Below are 20843 nucleotides of genomic sequence, written 5' to 3' on the forward strand. Positions count from 1 at the left end.
TCGCGCGGGAGGTGGGACCGGGTGCAGAATCATCCACAACGACGACGACGTCAGGAGCCCGATGACCCCCCTCAGCACCGACCCGGCCGCGCGTGCGCGGCTCCGCTGGTCCGCCGCCACCTCGTCCGTCCAGATCGAGGGCTCCCGCCGTGCCGACGGCGCGGGCCGGTCGATCTGGGACGACGAGATCGCCAAGCCCGGACGCATCCGGGACGGCTCGACGGCGGAGCCGGCCTGCGACAGCTATCGCCGCGTGGCGGATGACGTCGCCCTGGTGGCCGGTCTCGGGCTCGATCGGTATCGGTTCTCGATCCCCTGGGCGCGCGTGCAGCCGGATGGACGCGGCCCCGGGAACGTCGCGGCGCTGGACCACTACGCCCGCGTCGTCGATGGCCTGCTGGAGGCCGGAATCACCCCGTTCCCGACCCTCTATCACTGGGAGCTGCCAAGCGCGGTCGAGGCCGACGGTGGCTGGCTGGCCCGCGACACCGCCGAGCGCTTCGGCGAGTACGCCGCCCTCGTCGCCGCCCGCCTCGGAGACCGGGTGTCGTCCTGGTACACCTTGAACGAGCCCGCGATGACCACTCTGCAGGGCTACGCCGTCGGCGCGCTCGCACCCGGCAGGCAGCTCCTCTGCGGTGCGCTTCCGACCGTGCACCATCAGCTGCTCGCCCATTCCCGAGCCGCCGAGGCGCTGCATGCCCGTGGCGCGGTGAGCGTGGGACTCGTCAACAACCACACCGGGGTCCTGCCGCTGCGGGACAGCGAGGAGGATCAGACCGCGGCCGCGGTGTACGACCTCCTGCACAACCGGCTGTTCAGCGAGCCGCTGCTCTCCGGGACGACACCAGACCTGGAGGCGCTCGGGCTCCCGCCGCTGCCCGTCCTCGGAGACGATCTCGCACGTATCGCGGGATCGATCGACTTCTACGGGGTGAACTTCTACAACCCGACCACGGTCACCGCCGCCGCCGCCGAGGATGAGATCCCGTTCGAGATCGTTCCGACTCCCGGAGTGCCCGTCACCGGGTTCGGTCCCGAGTGGCCGATCATGCCGTCCGCCCTGCGCGACTTCCTGATCGATCTGCACCGCCGCCACCCGAGCATGCCTCCGATCATCATCGGGGAGAACGGGGCGTCCTTCCCGGAGCCCGACGTCGCCGGCCCCGTGGAGGACGCCGACCGGATCGCCTACCTCTCCGCGCACATCGACGCGGTGGGCGAGGCCATCGGCGCCGGCGTCCCCGTCGAGGAATACACGGTCTGGTCGCTGCTCGACAACTGGGAGTGGACGGACGGCTACACGCAGCGGTTCGGCCTCGTGCACGTGGACTTCTCCACGGGGGAGCGCACCCCGAAGGCCTCCTACGGTTGGTATCGCGACCTCATCGCGGGTGCTCGCGCGGCCAGGGACGCCGAGGCGGCACGCGCATGAGCGCGACCCCGGGCCTCGGCACCCGCCGAGCGGGCCTGCGCTGGATGTCGTTGTTCACTCTCTCCTGGCTCGCGATCTGGACCGTCCAGCTCACACCGGTCCAGCTCCTCCTGCCGCTGCAGCTCGACACTCCCGAGGACGACTGGATCCGCGGCGTCGTCTCCTCCGGGATCGTGCTCGGAGTGGGTGGTCTCGCCGGCGTCGTCGCCGGGCCGCTCGCCGGGGCGCTCTCGGACCGCGCCCGCGCCGGCGCGCACCGGCGGCGGCCGTGGGCTCTGGGAGGGGTCGCGCTCACGGCCGTCTGTCTCGTCTTCACCGGATTCGCCGACGGCCCGTGGGCGATCGGCGCCGGCTGGGTCGGCGTCTCGATCGGCGTCGCCGTCTCCTCCGCCGCGTTCACCGCGCTCATCGCCGACCAGCTCCCGACGACGCAGCGCGGTGCCGCTTCCGCCGCGGTCGGGTCGAGCCAGGCGGTCGGCATCGTGCTCGGGGTCGGACTCGTCGTGCTGCTCGGCCTCGGCATCGTCGCCGGGTATCTGCTCCTCGCAGGCATCATCGCGGTGGTGGGCGTCGCGGCGGCGCTGCTGCTGTCGGACCCCCCGAGCACGGAGGCGCTGCGTCCCCCGCGCATCGGGCGGCCCCGCCTGGCGTCGCTCCGCGACCGCGACTTCGCCTGGATGCTCTCGGGCCGGCTCGTCACGAATATCGGCAACGCCCTCGGCACGGCGCTGTTCCTCTTCTTCCTCCTCCACGGTCTCGGACAGGAGAGCACGACCGCACAGGACAACCTCCTCCTGCTGATCGTCGTCTACACGGTCTTCGTGGTGCTCGCCTCCGTGATCACCGGGATCATCTCCGACCGCACAGGGGAGCGGCGCCGGCTCGCCGTGGGGGCCACGATCGTGCAGGCGGCGTCGGGTGTGGTGATCGTCGCCGCGCCGACCTTCGAGATGACGATGGTCGCCGCCGCGCTCATGGGCGTCGGCTACGGCGCCTTCTCGACGGTGGGCCTCGCGTTCGCGGCCGATCTCCTCCCGGATGAGCAGGATCACGCGCGCGATCTCGGCATCGTAAACGTGACCGCCGCCCTCGGACAGCTCATCGGTCCCGTGCTGGGGGCGGGGCTCGTCGCGCTGGCCGGCGGGTTCTGGCTCGTCTTCCTCGCGGCAGCCGTCCTGTCGCTCGTCGGCGGAGCGCTCACCGGCGCCGCGCGGCCCCGGGTGCTTTCAGCGTGACGCCGTGCGCTGCTCGATCGTCGCGATCGCGAGGGAGAGGACGGCGTTGAACACCCGCGGGCGCATGGCCGTGATCAGGTGCGTGGTCCGTGGTACGACGATGAGCTCCGCCTCCGGGGCCAGGCGCCGGAACAGGGGTTCGTTCAGCCGGAGCTGATCGTACTGGCCGTTCACGAACCAGAGGGGCACCTGGATGCGGGGGACCGCGGCCGCCACATCCAGGGCGGCGAGGCTGCGGAGCGTCTGGTCCTGGACGTCGAGGGCGTACCCGCCGGCGGCGAAGTCGCCGCGATTCTCCTCGGGGATCGTCGCGGCGAGCATGCGCTGCGTCAGCCACATGCCGCGGTCGGGCAGGGAGTCGACGGCCCGGGCGAACAGTCGGTACGCGCGCAACCCCGCGCCGCGGGGGAGCGAGGTGCACGCGGCGGCGACGAGTCCGTCGACGGGCGGAGGCTCTGCGCCACCGGTGTACGCGAGCGAGAGCAGCCCGCCCATGGAGTGGCCGACGAGCAGCACGGGGCCCGTCTCGGCCGCGGCGCGGACGGCGGCGTCGATCGTGTGCAGCGCCTCGTGGAGGGTGAAGTCCTCGTCCATCCGGCTGCCGTGGCCGGGGAGGTCGACGGCGGTGACGGGATGCCCGTGCGCCTCCAGGTACTCGATCTGCGACCGCCACATGGTGGACGACGTGCGGATGCCGTGCACGAGGACGGTCTGGACGGTCACGCCTTCAGCATAAGGAAAGCGGGGCCGGTGGATGGACCACCGACCCCGCTTCGACACGAGATGTGTCAGAGGATGTTACTTCTCCCAGCCGACGTTCTCGATCGGCGTGACGCCGAACAGGTCGAGGCCGACGTAGGGCTCCGGCGTGAGGTTCGCCAGGCCGTTCTTGACCACGTAGATCGAGGGGCCGCTGTACAGCGGGATGACGCCCCACGTCTCTTCGACGATCTTCGGCTCGAGCTCCATCGCGGCGGAGGTCCAGGACTCGGCGTCCTTCTGGCTCTCGACCTCGTCGGCGATCTGCTTGTCGATCTCCGGGGTGCTCGTGCTCGAGAGGTTCAGCTGGCTGTCCGAGCAGTAGAGCTGGCAGAACCAGGCCGGGCCGAACGGATCGGAGTCCGTGAAGCGCAGCGACACGACGTCCCAGTTCTTCGAGGTGAGGTCGTTCGAGAAGTCGGCCGAAGCGCGGACATCGATCTTCAGGTCGATGCCGATCTCCTTCTGCTGCGCCTGCAGCGACTTCGCGAGCGCCTCGAGCGTGGGGTCCTCACCGAAGACCGGGAAGGTGACGGAGAGCTTCTCGCCATCCTTCTCGCGGATGCCGTCCTCGCCCTCGGTCCAGCCGGCGTCGTCGAGCAGCTTCTTGGCCGCGTCGACGTCGTGCTTCAGGCCGGCGGTGGCGAACGAGTCCTCGTAGCCATCCTGGAACGAGTACAGGTTCAGCGAACCGGCGACCGGCTCGTCATAGCCGAGGCCGTTCCATGCGATCTGCTTCTGCTGGTCGATGTTCACGCCCAGGAAGAAGGCCTTGCGCACGTCGATGTCCTCGAACTGCGGCTTGTCGGCGTCGACCATGAGGATCGTCTTGGCGGTCTGCTGCGCACGACGGACGGTGGTGTCCTCGACGTCCTGCACCTGCTTGAGGCGGTCGTTGGTGTTGGCGCCCACCATGTCGATCTCGCCGTTCTTGAAGGCGTTGACCGCGGCGTCCGGCTCCATGGCCGTGAAGGTGACCGAGTCGAGCAGCGGCGCGTTGCCCCACCACTCGGGGTTCGGCTTGAACGAGACGAAGCCGCCGTTGGCGTCGAACGTGTCGACGGTGTAGGGACCCGCACCCCACTCCGGGTGCATGTTTCCGATGAAGCCCTCGTTGAACACGGTCGGGTCAGCTGCTGCCGGGTGCAGCACCCCACCCGTGAGGAAGGCCATGGACGGCCAGGCGTAGATACCGTCGAACGTCACGACGGCGGTCTTCGCGGTGTCGCCCTGCTCGACGGACTTGATCTGCTTGTAGCCGTCGGTCGCGTTGGGGGTGAAACCCTCTTCGTAGGAGCGGTTGGCCTTCCACGTCGCATCGACGGCCGTCCAGTCCATGTCCGTGCCGTCGTTGAAGTGCGCCTCGTCCGTGAACGTGAAGGTGATGGTGGTGTTGCCATCCTTCTCGCCGATCTCGTACGTGTCGAGGTAGGCGTCGTTCTTCGTGACCTCGCCCTCCGGCGAGACGAGGAGGATCTGCGGCATGTACCACGACCACAGGCGGACCGTGTCGGCGCTGCCGTCGCCGTTGAAGGCGTTGAGCTGCTCCGGGATCTCGTTGATGGGGAAGTTGACCTCGCCACCCTCCTGGAGGTTGCTGCGGTCCTGCGGGTTGTAGTCGGCGGTCTTGGTCTCGACCTTCTCGCCGCCGTTGTCTCCGCCGCCGTTGTTCCCGGAACCGCTCGCGCAACCCGCGAGGGCGAGTGCGAGGGCGCCGCCGACCGCGACCGCCCCCAGCAACTTCTTGTTCTTCATGGTGCTCCTTTCGCCTTTCGGCGTTTCATAAGGGGAAGACTAGTTCGCGCTTTATCCCGGTACACCGCGTGACGGTGAATGCCGCCTAACCGTTATCGGACGGTGACCGAGGGCTCCGCCTGCCTCGATTCAGACGGAAGCGGGCTTCGTGGACATCGTGTCGGCATCGAAGACGACCCGCTCGCGGGTGCGCTCGATGTCGGGATCCGGCACCGGGATCGCCGACAGCAGCGCCTTCGTGTACGGGTGCTGCGGGTCGTCGAAGACCTGGTCCACATCGCCGTGCTCCACGAACTCGCCGAGGTACATCACAGCCACCCGGTCGGCGATGTGACGGACCACCGAGAGGTCGTGCGCGACGAAGAGGTAGGACAGCCCGAGCTTGGTCTTGAGCTCGTCGAGCAGGTTGATGACGCCGGCCTGGATCGACACGTCGAGCGCGGAGACCGGCTCGTCGAGCACGACGATCTTCGGGTTCGTCGACAGGGCGCGGGCGATGCCGATCCGCTGCCGCTGACCGCCGGAGAACGCCTGCGGGAAGCGGTCGCTGTGCGCGGGGTTGAGGCCGACGAGGTCCATGAGCTCGTCCACGCGCCGGTGCGCCTCCTCCTTCGGCGTGCCGATCGCGAACAGCGGCTCCGAGATGATGTCCGCGACGGTCATGCGCGGGTCGAGGGCGCCCATCGGGTCCTGGAAGACGATCTGGATGTCGCGGCGCAGGGCGCGCTCGACCTTGCGGCTGTGGATGTCGTTGACACTGGTGCCGGCGATGACGATGTCACCATCGGTCTGCTTGACCATGTCCATGATCTGCAGCAGCGTCGTCGTCTTCCCCGAGCCCGACTCGCCGACGATGGCCATCGTCTCGCCCTCGCGCACGTCGAAGCTGATGCCCTTGATCGCCTGGACCTCGCCGACCTTGCGCTTCAGGAAGGCGCCCTTCAGCAAGGGGAAGGTCTTGCGGAGGTTCTTGACCTCGAGCGTGATCGGCCGCTCCTCGCGCGGGGACCGCGTGAGGTCGCTCTCCGGCACGGGGCGCACCGGGTAGACGGGAAGTCCGCCGAGAAGGCCGCCGTCCTCGATCTCGTGGGCGCGGATGCACGCGGCCTGGTGCAGGTCGCCGGATCCCGTCGGGACGGGGAGCAGCTCAGGCTCCTTGGCGCGGCAGGCGTCCATGACGATCGGGCACCGGTCGGCGAACGGGCAGGCGTCCGGCAGGTCGATGAGCAGCGGCGGATTGCCCTTGATGGGGGTGAGCGGCTCCTTCTCGGCCTTGTCCACGCGGGGGATGGCGCCCAGCAGGCCGATCGAGTACGGCATGCGGGTCTTGTGGAACAGCTCGCGCACGGGGGCGTGCTCCACGGGCTTGCCGGCGTACATCACGAGCACGTCGTCGGCGGTGCGGGCGACCACGCCCATGTCGTGCGTGATCATGATCACGGCGGCGCCGGTCTCATCCTGCGCCTTCTCGATGAGGTCGAGGATCTGTGCCTGGATGGTGACGTCGAGGGCCGTGGTGGGCTCGTCGCAGATGATGAGCTTCGGGTTGTTGGCCATCGCGATGGCGATGACGACACGCTGCCGCATGCCTCCGGAGAACTCGTGCGGGAAGGACTTCATCCGGCGCTCGGGCTCGGTGATGCCGACGAGCTTGAGCAGCTCGACGGAACGGTCCCAGGCGTCCTTCTTCGACAGGCCGCGGTGGACCGTGAGGGCCTCGATGAGCTGGTCGCCGACCGTGTAGACCGGCGTGAGCGAGGTCAGCGGGTCCTGGAAGACCATCGACATGCCGTTGCCGCGAATGACCGACAGCTGCTTGTCGGTCATGCCGACGAGCTCCTGCCCGTCGTACATGATCGAGCCGGTCACCTTGGCGTTCTCATCGAGGAGCCCCATGATGGCGAGCGACGTCACCGACTTGCCGGAGCCGGACTCGCCGACGATCCCGAGGGTCTTGCCGGCCTCGAGGTCGAAGGAGACCCCGCGGACGGCGTCGACGCGGCCGGCTTCGGAGGCGAAGCTGACCTTGAGGTCGCGGACGGAGAGGACGTTGGTCATGCGCGGCCTCCAGCAGCCGAAGTGGGATCGAGGGCGTCGCGCAGGCCGTCGGCGATCAGCGCCATCGACACGGTGAGCAGGGTCAGCGCCGCCGCCGGGAAGTAGAACAGCCAGGGCGACGTGGTCAGCGAGCTCGATCCGGCGCCGATGAGGGCACCGAGCGAGACGTCGGGGATCTTGACGCCGAAGCCGAGGAAGGACAGGCCGGTCTCCGTCACCACGGCGTTGACGACGCCGAGGGTGAAGTTGATGACGAGGAGGGAGCCGATGTTGGGAAGCAGGTGGCGGAGCACGATGCGCATGCCGCCGACGCCCATGTAGCGGGCGGCACTGACGTACTCGCGCTCACGAAGCGACAGCGCCATGGTCCAGATGACACGAGCGGGGAAGTACCACCCGATCACGAAGATCATGATGAGCGCGATGACCCGCCAGTCGCCGCCGGCCTTGTTGGAGATCATCGCGAGGATGAGGAAGCTCGGGATCACCATCATGAAGTGGATGACCAGGAGCGAGATGCGCTCGGTCCAGCCGCCGAAGTAGGCCGCGGCCGTGCCGACGAGTGCCGAGACGATCGTGACGCCGACGGAGACGGTGATGGCGATCATGAGCGACCGCTGCAGGCCCACGGCGACCTGGGCGAAGAGGTCGTTTCCGGCGTTGTTCGTGCCGAACCAGTGCTCTGCCGACGGGGGCGTGCTGAGGTTCAGGAAGTCGAGCTCGATGTGGTCGTACCGAGCGATGAAGGGCCCGAGGATGGCGAAGAGAACCAGGAGCACGAAGATCACGAGGCCGATGAGGGCTCCGCGGTTGCGGGAGAAGCGCCGCCAGTACAGCGTCCACTTCGACAGGCGCTTGGTGGCGACGCGCGTGGTCTCGGGACCGGCGGTCTCCGGCTCCGGGTGGATGGTCGGGTCGAGCATGTCGGTGCTCATGTCAGCTCACTCTCACGCGCGGGTCGAGGACGACGACGGCGATGTCGGCGAGGATGGCGCCGATCGCCGTGAGGACCGCACCGAAGGCGGCGATCGCGACGGTTCCGTGGATGTCGTTCTTGGTGATGGTCTCGATGAAGTACCGGCCCATGCCGTTCCACGCGAAGATCGTCTCCGTCAGCACCGCGCCGGTGAAGATCGCGGGGATGGTGAAGGCGACCTGCGTGGCCACAGGGATGAGCGATGTGCGCAGCGCGTGCTTGCGGATGGCCTGCTGCTTGGTCAGGCCCTTCGCACGGGCCGTGCGGACGTAATCGGCGTTGATGTTGTCCAGCAGGAGCGACCGCTGCAGGAAGTGGATACTGGCATACCCCGTGAGCACGAGCGCGATCGTCGGCAGCGTCAGGTGTTGCAGCACGTCTATGAGGGTGGGGAAGAAGCCCTCGACCCCTTGGCTGGCGTTACCGGTCACGTAGAAGATGCGAGTGCCGGTGGCGTTGTTCAGGCCGATCGCGAGGAGGACGATCGCGAAGGCCGCGACGACGATCGGGATGTTCAGGGTGATGATGCTCGTCGCCTGGCCGATGCGGTCGGCGAGCTTGTACTGCCGAGACGCGGTGTACACGCCGAGCGCGATGCCGAGGACCGTCGTGAGGATCGTCGCACCGAGGACGAGCTCCGCGCTGACCCACATGCGGTAGGCCACCTGCTCGTTGACGGATCCGCCCGTCGGGCTCACGCCCCAGTCCCAGCGGAGCAGGATGCCGGTGAGCCACGTCCACCACCGCTCGATGAGCGGGACGGTGTCGCTCAGGTTGCGGGGAGCGAGGGTGTTCACGATCTGCTCTTCGGTGAGCGGAGGGCGACGACCCACGTAGTTGCTGCGCGGATCGAGGAAGCCCCACGCGAGGAAGTAGGTGAGGTTCGTCGCGACCACGATCATGAGCAGCCAGCCGAGGGCACGGCGCGCGAGGTACTTGATCAAGGGGGATTTGTCTTTCTCTTCTCCAGACGCGCTCGGGGTCTGCCGACGCAACGCTGAGCCGGGCGGATGATCGGGTTTCATCCGCCGTTCCGCGCGACGCGACAGCCTTCACGGAGTCTGTGACGGAGTCGTATCGCTTACGGGATCCGGTGTCACGGATTGATCCCGGGCAACTTCGGGAGACTATCACCGATACGCACGAATGGGGATTATGAGGGCCCTCACCGTACAATCGACGGGACATGTCCCCACGCGCTCTCACCCCGCTTCAGCCTGCCGCGACGCCGGCTGCGCAGATCCGCAATTTCTGCATCATCGCCCACATCGACCACGGCAAGTCGACCCTGGCCGACCGCATGCTCCAGATCACCGGCGTGGTCGCGGAGCGGGACATGCGCGCCCAGTACCTCGACCGGATGGACATCGAGCGGGAGCGCGGCATCACGATCAAGAGCCAGGCGGTGCGGATGCCGTGGGCTCTGGGGCAGGCGCAGGGCCCGGACGAGGTCTTCGCGCTCAACATGATCGACACACCGGGTCACGTGGACTTCACCTATGAGGTGTCGCGGTCGCTGGCCGCGTGCGAGGGTGCCATCCTCCTCGTCGACGCGGCGCAGGGCATCGAGGCCCAGACGCTGGCCAACCTCTACCTGGCGCTGGAGAACGCCCTCCACATCATCCCCGTCCTCAACAAGATCGACCTCCCCGCCGCAGACCCCGAGAAGTACGCGAAGGAGCTCGCCTCGCTCATCGGCGGCAAGCCGGAGGACGTGCTGCGTGTGTCAGGGAAGACCGGCATGGGGGTCGAGGATCTCCTCGACCGGATCGTCGAGGAGATCCCGGCTCCGGTGGGGGATGCGGACGCACCCGCGCGGGCCATGATCTTCGACTCCGTGTACGACGCCTACCGCGGCGTCGTCACCTACGTGCGGATGGTCGACGGCAGCCTCTCGCCCCGCGAGCGCATCCAGATGATGTCCACCGGGGCGAACCACGAGGCCCTCGAGGTCGGCGTGTCGAGCCCGGAGCCCACTCCGACCAAGGGACTCGGCGTCGGCGAGGTGGGCTACCTCATCACCGGCGTGAAGGACGTGCGGCAGTCGAAGGTCGGCGACACGATCACGAACGCGCGCAAGCCCGCGGCGGAGGCGCTTCCCGGCTACACGGACCCCAAGCCGATGGTCTTCTCGGGCATCTACCCGATCGACGGCAGCGACTACGCGGAACTGCGCGAGGCGCTGGACAAGCTCAAGCTCTCCGACGCCTCGCTGCAGTACGAGCCGGAGACCTCCGTGGCGCTCGGCTTCGGGTTCCGCTGCGGCTTCCTCGGCCTGCTGCACCTGGAGATCGTGACCGAGCGTCTTTCGCGGGAGTTCGGCCTCGACCTCATCACCACGGCCCCGAGCGTGATCTACGAGGTCGTGACGAGCGACACCGGCGAGACGGTGACCGTGACGAACCCGAGCGAGTACCCGGACGGGCGTATCGGCTCGGTGTCGGAGCCGATGGTGAAGGCGGCGATCCTGCTGCCCAAGGACTACGTCGGCACCGTCATGGAGCTGTGCCAGTCGCGGCGCGGCACGCTGCTGGGCATGGAGTACTTCTCCGAGGAGCGCGTCGAGCTGCGCTACAACATGCCCCTCGGCGAGATCGTGTTCGACTTCTTCGACCAGCTCAAGTCCAAGACGCAGGGCTACGCCTCCCTGGACTACGAGCCGTCGGGACAGCAGGAGGCCGACCTGGTCAAGGTCGACATCCTCCTGCAGGGCGAGAAGGTCGACGCGTTCAGCTCGATCGTGCACCGGGACAAGGCCTACGCCTACGGCACGATGATGGCGGAGCGGCTGCGCAAGCTCATCCCTCGCCAGCAGTTCGAGGTGCCGATCCAGGCCGCGATCGGTGCGCGCATCATCGCCCGGGAGACGATCCGCGCGATCCGCAAGGACGTGCTCGCCAAGTGCTACGGCGGTGACATCACCCGCAAGCGCAAGCTCCTCGAGAAGCAGAAGGAGGGCAAGAAGCGCATGAAGATGGTGGGCCGCGTCGAGGTCCCCCAGGAGGCGTTCATCGCCGCGCTCTCTGGCGACGTCGAGACCAAGGACAAGAAGTAGCACGCTGGGTCGCTGAGCCCGTCGATCCACGTTGGGTCGCTGAGCTTGTCGAAGCGGTCAGCCGTCGTTGGGTCGCTGAGCTTGTCGAAGCGCACCGTACGACCTCGACAATGACGGGAGGTCCTCCCACCGACTCTCGATCAGTGCGATCTTCTTCCGACGACTCCATCCCTGGATCTGCTTCTCCCGGAAGAAGGCCGCGTCGACGGTGTCGAAGCGCTCCGCGTAGACCAGAGCCGCGGGCCTGCGTCTCCGGGTGAAGTTCGCGGCGAACGCGTCGTCGTGGTTGTGCTCCCAGATGCGGGCTTCGAGGTCGCCGTTCGTGCTGCCCGTGTAGAAGCTGCCGTCACGGCATTCGAGGATGTAGGTCCATGGCATCGGGCCATCATGGCGGAGGGGCGTGCGGTTTCCCGGGGCGTGAGGAATCCCTTCGACAAGCTCAGGGACCCACCGTTGTGGAGGAGCCCTTCGACGGGCTCAGGGACCCAGCGTCAGGGGGCAAGGATGTGACGGCGTGCGGCGCGGGGGGTGTTCGCTCAGGGAACCCGAAGTAGGCTGGATCTCATGCGGCGCGGGACTTTCCGAGACGACACGGTGGACTATGCGGCCGTGGGTGCGACCCACGCCCCCGATCTGATGCAGTACCCGCCCGAGCGCAGCATCCCGGCGGAGGAATCCTGGCGGATCGGCAGTGGCGAGGAGCGTTTTCAGACGGCCGGCGAAGCCCTGCTGTCGTGGACGGCGCAGCGTGCGGCTGGACTCTCCGTCGAAGACGTCCGCCCTGCTCCCGGCCCCGCCTATGCGGGCGTGAGCTTCGACGCCGAGGGCAATCCCATCGCGCCGAGCAAGCGGGATGTGGAGCCGCGCTACGACGCGGAGGGGATGCCCTTCGTAGGCGCGGGCATGACGCTCCACCTCCGTGGACGGGTCGGCGGCATGCGCGCCGACTCCGAGCTGCGCGTGATCTCCGTCACCGAGGAGACCCGGCGGATCGGCTTCGTACTGGGCACGGTCGGGGGCTCCGTCGTGAGCGGCGAGGAGTCGTTCGACGTGGACTGGCGAGAGGACAACGACGAGGTCTGGTTCACGGTCCGGGCTTTCGACGCCCCGAACACGCTGCTCTATCGGCTCGTCCCCGCCCTGATGAAACGCCGCCGTCGCGAGCTCTTCGCGCGCTACCTCCGCGCGATCTCCCCGCTCTACGCGACCCCGGTGTGATGGCGGGACCACTTCCGCTCGGGGATCCGGCGCCCGCGGATGGGCGTCTCCCCGCAGACCTTCCGATCTCCGCCGAGACGCCGTTTTCCGCCTACCTGCACATCCCGTTCTGCCGGGTGCGCTGCGGCTACTGCGACTTCAACACGTACACGTCCGGCGAGCTGCGCGGCGCGAAGCAGGAGGACTACGCGTCCACCCTCATCGGCGAGATCGCCCTCGCGCGTACGGTGCTGGACGAGGCCGGAGCGCTGCGCCCGATGGACACGGTGTTCTTCGGCGGCGGCACGCCCACGCTGCTTCCCGCGGGAGACCTCGCCCGCATGCTGGGAGCGGCCACCGCGGCGTTCGGACTCGCACCGGGCGCCGAGGTCACGGTCGAGGCCAACCCCGACACGGTGACCCCGGAGGTCGCGCGCATCCTCGCCGAGGCGGGGGTCACGAGGCTGTCCATCGGCATGCAGTCCGCCGTCCCGCACGTCCTCGCCGCGCTCGACCGGACGCACCGCCCCGAGAACGTCCGCACCGCCGTCGCCGCGGCGAAGGGGGCAGGACTCGCGGTCAGCGTCGACCTCATCTACGGCGCACCGGGGGAGAGCCTCGCCGACTGGGAGGCCTCGCTCGACGCCGCCCTCGCCCTGGAGTCCGACCACGTCTCCGCGTATGCCCTCATCATCGAGGACGGCACGAAGCTCGCGCGACAGATCCGTCGCGGTGAGGTGCCGACCCCGGACGACGACCTGCAGGCGGACATGTACGAGCTGGCGGACGAGCGCCTCGCCGCCGCCGGGTTCGAGTGGTACGAGGTCAGCAACTGGGCCCGCAGCGAAGGGCAGCGGTCGCGGCACAACCTCGCGTACTGGCGGGGGAGCGACTGGTGGGGCTTCGGCCCCGGCGCCCACAGCCACGTCGCCGGACTCCGGTGGTGGAACGTCAAGCACCCGGCGGCCTACGCGCAGCGGCTGGCGGCCTCGTCCTCGCCGGCGGCCGGGCGCGAACGTCCGGACCCGGAGGCGCGGACCCTGGAGCGCATCCTCCTCCTCAGCCGCATCCGTGAGGGGATCGCGGTGACCGACGTCCCGGAGCAGAACCGCGACCGCATCGCCGGCCTCATCGCCGACGGGCTCATCGACGCGCCGGCGGCGATCCGCGGGCGCGTGCAGCTCACGCTCCGCGGCCGCCTCCTCGCCGACGCCGTCGTGCGCGAACTGACGGATTGAGCGGCTCCACCGGCGCTGCCCCGCCTTCGGAGATCTCCCGGTCGCAGGAGGTAGGATTGGCACTCAGGGCAGCAGAGTGCCAGCATCCGGTCGGCGGGAAGGGGAAGCCATGGTCACAGAGCGAGGGCTGCAGGTCCTCCGCGCGATCGTGCAGGACTACGTCGAGACGCACGAGCCCGTGGGCAGCCGTTCCATCGTCGACCGGCACTCGTTCGGGGTCTCGGCCGCGACCATCCGCAACGACATGGCGCAGCTGGAGGACGAGGAGCTGATCACGGCTCCGCACACGTCGTCCGGGCGCGTCCCGACGGACAAGGGCTACCGGGTGTTCGTCAATCACCTCGCCCAGCTCCGTCCTCTCTCCACCGCACAGCGTTCCGCCATCGAGTCGTTCCTCGCCGACCCGGCCGACCTCGACGACCTGATGGTCCGGACCGTCCGCGTCCTCACGCAGCTCACCGGCCAGGTCGCGCTGGCGCAGTATCCGTCGTTCGCGCGGGCGCACGTGACCCACGTGGAGCTCGTGACGCTGGCCCCCAACCGGCTCCTCACGGTGCTGGTGACGGACGCCGGTGGGGTGTCGCAGCGGATCACCGCTCTGCCGGACGCGATCGACGAGGCCGACCTCGCCGTGCTGCGCGCGCGACTTTCCGCCCTCATCACCGGGCAGGCGATCGCGGCGGCCTCCGACCGGCTTCAGGCGCTGCTCGCCACGGAGGAGACGCCGCAGGATCGCGTGCTCCGCACCCTCGCCGGCGTCGTGATCGACGAACTCGGCGGCTTCCGGCAGGAGCGGCTCGTGATGGCCGGAGCGGCGACCCTGGCGCGGCGCGAACAGGACTTCCGCGGCAGCATCCACCCCCTCCTCGAGGCCATCGAGGAGCAGGTCACGCTGCTGCGGCTGATGAGCGAGATGGTGCCGGACGAGCACGGCCTCGCGGCGAGCATCGGCACCGAGAACGCCTCCTTCGGGCTCGGCGAGGCGTCGATCGTCGCCAGCAACTACGCGGCGCCTTCGGGGACCGCGCGGGTCGGCGTCATGGGACCGACGCGGATGGACTATCCGAGCAACCTCGCGGCAGCGCGGGCGGTCGCCCGCTACCTGTCGCGCATGCTCGACGACGACGAGGCCGGCCGCTGACGCGGCCCCACGGAAATCACACGCAGAAAGGCGATTGTGGCGGACCACTACGAGGTTCTCGGGGTGTCCCGGGACGCTTCCACCGACGAGATCAAGAAGGCGTATCGGCGCCTGGCACGGCAGCTCCACCCGGACGTGAATCCGGGGGAGGAGGCTGCGGAGAAGTTCAAGCTCGTCACGCACGCCTACGACGTGCTCAGCGACGAGGAGTCGCGCCGCCGGTACGACATGGGCGGCGGTGACGGCGCGAACAACTTCGGAGGCTTCGGAGGCTTCGGCGACATCTTCGAGACGTTCTTCGGCGCGTCACAGGGTGGCGGACGCGGCGCCCGTCCGCGATCGCGGCGAGAGCGCGGTCAGGACGCGCTCGTCCGGGTCACCCTCGACCTCGGCGATGTGGTCTTCGGTGCGCACCGCGACATCGAGGTCGACACGGCCGTGCTCTGCGAGACCTGTCAGGGCTCGTGCTGCCAGGAGGGCACGTCGCCCGTCACCTGCGACATCTGCGGCGGCACGGGGCACGTGCAGCGTCAGGTGCGGAGCCTTCTCGGCAACGTCGTCACCTCCCAGCCGTGCGGCACCTGCGAGGGCTACGGCACGACCATCCCGTACCCCTGCGGCACCTGTGGCGGGCAGGGACGCGTCCGCTCGCGCCGCACGGTGTCCCTCGACATCCCGGCGGGCGTCGAGACCGGACTGCGGCTGCAGCTCCCCGGCTCTGGCGAGGTCGGCCGCGCGGGCGGCCCGAACGGCGACCTCTACGTGGAGGTCACGGTCAACCCGCACCCCGCCTTCAGCCGTGACGGCGACGACCTGCTCGCCACGCTCGAGGTGTCCATGACCGACGCCATCCTCGGCACCGAGACCTCGATCGAGGGACTCGACGGGGAGGTCGACCTGGAGATCCGCGCCGGCGTGCAGTCCGGTGACGTGCTGACCATCAAGGGCCGAGGCATCACGCCGCTGCGCGGCACCCAGCGCGGCGACCTCCGCGTCGGCGTGCAGGTGGTCACCCCCACCAAGCTCGACTCCGCGCAGCGCAAGCTCATCGAGGACTTCGCCAAGAAGAACAAGGCGCCGGGCCCGCAGCTCGCGCAGTTCCAGCAGGGCCTGTTCTCCAAGCTGCGCGACCGGTTCCGCGCCCACTGATCGTGGCGCTGCACTTCCTCGTCGAATCCGCGGGTGATGCCGCGGTGGGCGGCCTCGTCTCCCTGACCGGGGCCGAGGCGAAGCATGCGGCCGTCGTCCGGCGGCTGCGCGTCGGCGAGGCCGTCACGGTCGGTGACGGTCGGGGCATCTGGCTGACCGGCGTGGCCGAAGCGGTGTCGCCGTCGCGCGTCGACGTCCGGATCACCGCGCGCGTCGAGCACGAGCCGGCGAGCCCACGCCTCGTGCTCGTGCAGGCGCTCGCGAAGGGCGACCGCGACGAGCTCGCCGTGCAGGCCGCGTGCGAACTCGGCGTCGACGAGGTCGTGCCGTGGCAGGCGGGTCGCAGCGTGTCGCGCTGGGAGGGGCCGAAGGCGGTGAAGGGACGCGAGCGCTGGGCGACGATCGTCCGCGAGGCCGCGAAGCAGGCGCACCGTGCCTGGGTACCCGAGGTGGCCGCCCCGGAGACGACCGCACAGCTCGCGACCCGCGCGGCGACGCAGCGCGTGCTCCTGCTCGACCCGACCGCGCCCGTGCGGCTCTCCGCCCTGGTGCTGGATGACCGTGACCTCGTGCTCGTGGTGGGTCCGGAGGGCGGGATCGCTCCGGAGGAGCTGGAGAAGCTCACGGCCGCGGGCGCCGAACGCGTGCTGCTCGGCGACACCGTGCTGCGCACGTCCACGGCGGGCCCCGCGGCCATCGCCGTGCTGTCCGCGGCCCTCGGGCGCTGGTGACCGGCCGCACCGCGCGTCCCCCCAGTAAGCTGAGAGCATGAGCGAACCCTCGATCTTCACGCGCATCCTCACCGGGGACATCCCCGGGGAGATCCTGCTCGACATGGGCCGCGTCTTCGCGATCCGCGACATCGATCCGCAGGCGCCGCTCCATGTGCTCGTCATCCCCAAGACCGAGGAGTACCGCGACGTGACCGAGCTCGCGGCCGGGGATCCCGCGCTGCTGGCCGAGATGGTCGCCGCCGCCAAGCGCATCGCGGAGGAACACGCCAACGGCGAGTACCGCCTCATCTTCAACAACGGCGCGAGCGTCGCGCAGTCCGTCTTCCACGTGCACGCCCATGTGCTCGGCAACCTCGAGGAGAACAAGCTCGTTGGCTTCTGACGATCAGGAAAACGTCACCGAACGGCTCTACGCCGACGGCGTCGCGATGGTGCAGCTGCTCGGTCCGCAGGACCGGCTGCTGCGGATGCTCGAGCGCGAGCACCGTGACGTGCAGGTGCTCGTCCGCGGCAACGAGATCACGCTCACGGGTGCGCGCGATGCCGTCGCCAAGGCCAAGGCCCTCGTCGACGAGCTCCTCACGATGACCAAAGCCGGGCACGATCTCGCCCCGAGCGACGTGTCCAGCTCGGCGCGCATGCTGCGTCAGGACGGCGGCCCGCGGCCCAGCGAGGTGCTGGGCGAGGCGATCCTCTCCACGCGGGGCAAGGTGATCCGGCCGAAGACCCTCGGTCAGAAGGAGTACGTCGACGCGATCGAGGAGAACACGATCGTGTTCGGCATCGGTCCGGCCGGAACGGGCAAGACTTACCTGGCGATGGCGAAGGCCGTCCAGGCGCTGCAGCGCAAGGAGGTCACCCGCATCATCCTCACCCGTCCGGCGGTCGAAGCGGGGGAGCGCCTCGGTTTCCTCCCCGGCACGCTCACCGACAAGATCGATCCGTACCTGCGGCCGCTCTATGACGCGCTCAACGAGATGATGGATCCGGAGATCGTGCCGCGCCTGATGGCGACGGGCACCATCGAGGTCGCGCCCCTCGCATACATGCGCGGACGCACCCTCAACGACTCCTTCGTCGTGCTCGACGAGGCGCAGAACACCACGCCCGAGCAGATGAAGATGTTCCTCACGCGTCTCGGGTTCGGCACGAAGATGGTCGTCACCGGCGACATCACACAGGTCGACCTTCCGCAGGGCGCCTCCGGCCTCCGCCTGGTCACCCGGGTGCTCGACGGCATCGACGACATCCACTTCTCCCGTCTCACCAGTGACGACGTGGTCCGGCACTCCCTGGTGGGGCGCATCGTCGACGCCTACAGCGAGTACGACGAGCGGCGCGTGGCGCAGCGGGCCGAGCGCGAGCAGGCGCACGAGTTCGCCAACCGTGCCGAGCGCCGCGGCGCCCAGCGACCCGGACCACGCGACCGCATGCCGAAACGAGGGCTCTCATGATCGAGATCAACAACGAGTCGGCCATCGATGTCGACGAGACCGTGCTGCAGCGGCTGACGGACTTCAACCTGGCGCAGCTCCACGTCAGCGCGGACGCCGAGGTGGCCATCGTGCTCGTCGACGAGGGCGCTATGGAGGCGCTGCACGTGCAGTGGATGGACGAGCCGGGGCCGACCGACGTCCTGAGCTTCCCGATGGACGAGCTCCGGCCCGGCACCGAGGACCGTCCGACGCCTCCCGGACTGCTCGGCGACATCGTCCTCTGCCCGCAGGTCGCGGAGACGCAGGCGCAGGCCGCCGGGCACACCCTCATGGACGAGCTCATCCTGCTCACCACGCACGGACTGCTGCACCTGCTCGGGTTCGACCACGCCGAGCCGGATGAGGAGCGGGAGATGTTCGGGCTGCAGAAGCAGCTCATCCAGGGCTTCGCCGCGTCCGAGCGCCGCCGGCGATGACGGAGCTGCTGCTGCTCGTCGCCGCGGTGCTGCTGGTGGCGTTCGGCGGCCTCATGGCCGCGATCGACGCGGCATACGGCGTGACCTCGCGCGCCGGGCTGGAGGACATGGCGACCGAGGGGCGCCGTGCGAAGGCCCTCGGGCGCATCGCCGCCGACCTGGACGCGCACGTCAACGCCGTCGCCTTCATCCGTGTCCTCGCGGAGGTGACGGCTGCCGTGCTCGTCACCGTGGCGTTCACGATCGTCTTCGAGAACATCTGGTGGGCGATGCTCGCCGCCGCCATCCTGATGACCGGCATCACCTTCGTCCTCGTCGGGGCGAGTCCGCGGACGTTCGGTCACCAGCACGCCGAGAGCATGATCCGCGGGAGCGCGGCCATCGTGCGCGGACTCCGGATCATCCTGGGCCCCATCGCCCAGGGGCTCGTCGTCCTGGGCAACCGTGTCACGCCGGGCACCGGACGCAGTTCGTTCTCCAGCGAGGACCAGCTGCTGAGCATGGTCGATGAGGCCGCGTCCAACGACCTCATCGAGGAGGACGACCGCGACCTCATACACTCGGTGTTCGACTTCACCGACCAGTTCGTCCGGGCGGTGATGGTGCCGCGCACCGAGATGGTCACCGTGGGTGCGGAGGCGACGACCGACGAGGCCATGTCGCTCTTCCTGCATCGCGGCGTGTCCCGCATGCCCGTGGTCGACGATGAGGCCGACGACGTCGTCGGGGTGCTGTATCTCAAGGACCTCGTGCAGTTCGCGTACCGGGACGACAGCGCCTGGCGCGCGGCCTCCATCCGTCCGATCGCCCGGCCGGCCATGTTCGTCCCCGAGTCGATGCGCGCGGAGACGCTGCTGCAGCAGATGAAGCGCGACGCCGTGCACGTCTGCCTCGTGATCGACGAGCATGGCGGGATCTCCGGCCTGGTGACGCTGGAGGACCTCATCGAGGAGCTCGTGGGGGAGATCTCGGACGAGTACGATCAGGTGTCCGCCGAGTTCGTCGACCTGGGCGACGGCCGCTATCGGGTGAGCTCCCGGCTCTCGCTGGAGGACGTGGGCGATCTGTTCGGTCTGGAGCTCGAGGACGAGGACGTCGACTCCATCGGCGGCCTGCTCGGCAAGACGCTCGGCCAGGTGCCGCAGCCCGGTGCGACGGCGACCGTCCACGGCCTCGTGCTCACCGGCGGGGCCTCGCGCGGGCGGGGGCGCGGTATCGCGACGGTGTTCGTGGAACGGGCGGCAGAGCCCGAAGAAGTGCAGGATGAAGGAGAGCGGCGCGATGACTGAAGACACCCGGAGCGGGTTCGTGACCTTCGTCGGGCGGCCGAACGTGGGCAAGTCCACGCTCACCAACGCCCTGGTCGGCGAGAAGATCGCCATCACCAGCGAGAAGCCGCAGACCACGCGCCGAGCGATCCGCGGCATCCTCAACCGTCCGGACGGGCAGCTCGTCATCGTCGACACGCCCGGCATCCACAAGCCGCGCACACTCCTCGGCGAGCGGCTGAACGATCTCGTGGAGCAGGTCCTGGGCGACGTCGACGTGATCGGCTTCTGCGTGCCCGCCACCGAGAAGGTCGGTCCCGGCGACCGCCGGATCGCCGCCTCGCTGGACGGCTACCCGCGGGCGCAGAAGATCGCCATCGTCACGAAGACCGATGCCGCCGGGCGCGATGAGATCACCGAGCGACTGATGGAGGTGGACTCCCTCCGCGAGGACTGGGCGGCGGTGATCCCGCTGTCGGCGCTGACGCGGGATCAGCTCGAGGTGCTGGCGGACGAGATCCTGCAGCTCATGCCGGAGGGGCCCGCGCTCTACCCCGAGGGCGTCACCACTGACGAGTCCGCGGAGGACCGGATCGCGGAGATCATCCGCGAGGCCGCCCTCGACGGCGTGCGCGACGAGCTCCCGCACTCGATCGCCGTCGTCGTCGATGACATCGCCCCGCGCGAGGACAGCGACCTCACCGACGTCCATGCGTCCATCGTCGTGGAGCGGGACAGCCAGAAGGCGATCATCATCGGCCACAAGGGCAAGCGCCTTCGCGACGTGGGAGCGCGCGCCCGCGCCGGCATCGAGGAACTGCTCGGGACCCGCGTCTTCCTCGGGCTCCATGTCAAGGTCGCGAAGGAGTGGCAGCGCGATCCGAAGCAGCTCGGGCGGCTCGGGTTCTGACATGCCGGGCAGCAGGACGTC

19 protein-coding genes are annotated in these 20843 nt (G+C 69.1%); 13 read left to right on the forward strand and 6 right to left on the reverse strand.

All coding sequences use genetic code 11. The annotated features are described in order from the left end of the window. The first annotated feature begins 61 nt into the window (after positions 1-61). Positions 62-1435: a glycoside hydrolase family 1 protein gene (locus AUV07_RS04550; RefSeq protein ID WP_062634237.1), complete on the forward strand. Its 1374-nt coding sequence runs from the start codon at positions 62-64 to the stop codon at positions 1433-1435. Continuing rightward, the gene (locus tag AUV07_RS04555) at positions 1432-2670 is read left to right on the forward strand and encodes an MFS transporter (protein WP_062634239.1); all 1239 of its coding nucleotides are present in this window, start codon (positions 1432-1434) and stop codon (positions 2668-2670) included. The genes AUV07_RS04550 and AUV07_RS04555 overlap by 4 nt, the downstream gene beginning before the upstream one ends. On the opposite strand, the gene AUV07_RS04560 is transcribed toward AUV07_RS04555, so the two are convergent. From AUV07_RS04560 to AUV07_RS04580, 5 genes are all read right to left on the reverse strand, one after another. Then, entirely contained in the window at positions 2662-3393 is a 732-nt protein-coding gene (locus AUV07_RS04560) for an alpha/beta fold hydrolase (protein WP_062634241.1), read from the reverse strand. The genes AUV07_RS04555 and AUV07_RS04560 overlap by 9 nt on opposite strands. 75 nt (positions 3394-3468) lie before the next feature. Beyond that, entirely contained in the window at positions 3469-5184 is a 1716-nt protein-coding gene (locus tag AUV07_RS04565; RefSeq protein WP_062634243.1) for an ABC transporter family substrate-binding protein, read from the reverse strand. A 129-nt stretch (positions 5185-5313) separates the two neighbouring features. Continuing rightward, entirely contained in the window at positions 5314-7242 is a 1929-nt protein-coding gene (locus AUV07_RS04570) for an ABC transporter ATP-binding protein (protein ID WP_062634245.1), read from the reverse strand. Continuing rightward, positions 7239-8177 (reverse strand): ABC transporter permease, encoded by a 939-nt coding sequence (locus tag AUV07_RS04575; RefSeq protein WP_062634247.1) that lies wholly within the window; start codon positions 8175-8177, stop codon positions 7239-7241. Before AUV07_RS04575 ends, AUV07_RS04570 begins: the two co-directional genes overlap by 4 nt. A 1-nt stretch (position 8178) precedes the next feature. Then, positions 8179-9162, reverse strand: a complete 984-nt coding sequence (locus tag AUV07_RS04580) for an ABC transporter permease (protein WP_025103697.1) — start codon at positions 9160-9162, stop codon at positions 8179-8181. Between the two features lie 242 nt (positions 9163-9404). Here AUV07_RS04580 and lepA point away from each other — a divergent pair, with 242 nt between their 5' ends. Then, positions 9405-11273 (forward strand): translation elongation factor 4, encoded by a 1869-nt coding sequence (lepA, locus tag AUV07_RS04585; RefSeq protein WP_062634249.1) that lies wholly within the window; start codon positions 9405-9407, stop codon positions 11271-11273. Positions 11274-11330: 57 nt separating this feature from the next. Here lepA and AUV07_RS04590 read toward each other — a convergent pair whose 3' ends face one another. Then, positions 11331-11651: a GIY-YIG nuclease family protein gene (locus tag AUV07_RS04590; protein WP_062634251.1), complete on the reverse strand. Its 321-nt coding sequence runs from the start codon at positions 11649-11651 to the stop codon at positions 11331-11333. Positions 11652-11837: 186 nt separating this feature from the next. Here AUV07_RS04590 and AUV07_RS04595 point away from each other — a divergent pair, with 186 nt between their 5' ends. From AUV07_RS04595 to era, 10 genes are all read left to right on the forward strand, one after another. Beyond that, positions 11838-12491, forward strand: coding sequence for a DUF1990 family protein (locus AUV07_RS04595; protein WP_025103695.1), 654 nt, complete (start codon positions 11838-11840; stop codon positions 12489-12491). Continuing rightward, complete coding sequence (hemW, locus tag AUV07_RS04600; protein ID WP_062634253.1) at positions 12491-13708, forward strand: radical SAM family heme chaperone HemW; 1218 nt, start codon at positions 12491-12493, stop codon at positions 13706-13708. The genes AUV07_RS04595 and hemW overlap by 1 nt, the downstream gene beginning before the upstream one ends. Positions 13709-13817: 109 nt before the next feature. Next, entirely contained in the window at positions 13818-14849 is a 1032-nt protein-coding gene (gene hrcA, locus AUV07_RS04605; protein WP_025103693.1) for a heat-inducible transcriptional repressor HrcA, read from the forward strand. A gap of 36 nt (positions 14850-14885) precedes the next feature. Beyond that, positions 14886-15998, forward strand: a complete 1113-nt coding sequence (gene dnaJ, locus AUV07_RS04610) for a molecular chaperone DnaJ (RefSeq protein ID WP_025103692.1) — start codon at positions 14886-14888, stop codon at positions 15996-15998. 2 nt (positions 15999-16000) lie between these two features. Next, the gene (locus AUV07_RS04615; RefSeq protein WP_062634255.1) at positions 16001-16729 is read left to right on the forward strand and encodes a 16S rRNA (uracil(1498)-N(3))-methyltransferase; all 729 of its coding nucleotides are present in this window, start codon (positions 16001-16003) and stop codon (positions 16727-16729) included. Between the two features lie 37 nt (positions 16730-16766). Further along, positions 16767-17114, forward strand: a complete 348-nt coding sequence (locus AUV07_RS04620) for an HIT domain-containing protein (RefSeq protein ID WP_062634256.1) — start codon at positions 16767-16769, stop codon at positions 17112-17114. 46 nt (positions 17115-17160) lie between these two features. Next, positions 17161-18186, forward strand: coding sequence for a PhoH family protein (locus AUV07_RS04625; protein WP_231868217.1), 1026 nt, complete (start codon positions 17161-17163; stop codon positions 18184-18186). Next, the gene (gene ybeY, locus AUV07_RS04630) at positions 18183-18644 is read left to right on the forward strand and encodes an rRNA maturation RNase YbeY (protein WP_025103688.1); all 462 of its coding nucleotides are present in this window, start codon (positions 18183-18185) and stop codon (positions 18642-18644) included. Before AUV07_RS04625 ends, ybeY begins: the two co-directional genes overlap by 4 nt. After that, a complete protein-coding gene (locus tag AUV07_RS04635; RefSeq protein ID WP_062634260.1) occupies positions 18641-19933 on the forward strand; it encodes a hemolysin family protein in 1293 nt (430 codons plus the stop codon). Before ybeY ends, AUV07_RS04635 begins: the two co-directional genes overlap by 4 nt. After that, the gene (era, locus tag AUV07_RS04640) at positions 19926-20822 is read left to right on the forward strand and encodes a GTPase Era (protein WP_062635160.1); all 897 of its coding nucleotides are present in this window, start codon (positions 19926-19928) and stop codon (positions 20820-20822) included. The genes AUV07_RS04635 and era overlap by 8 nt, the downstream gene beginning before the upstream one ends. Positions 20823-20843 lie beyond the last annotated feature (21 nt).

The organism is Microbacterium sp. CH1, from assembly GCF_001595495.1.
GTDB lineage: Bacteria > Actinomycetota > Actinomycetes > Actinomycetales > Microbacteriaceae > Microbacterium.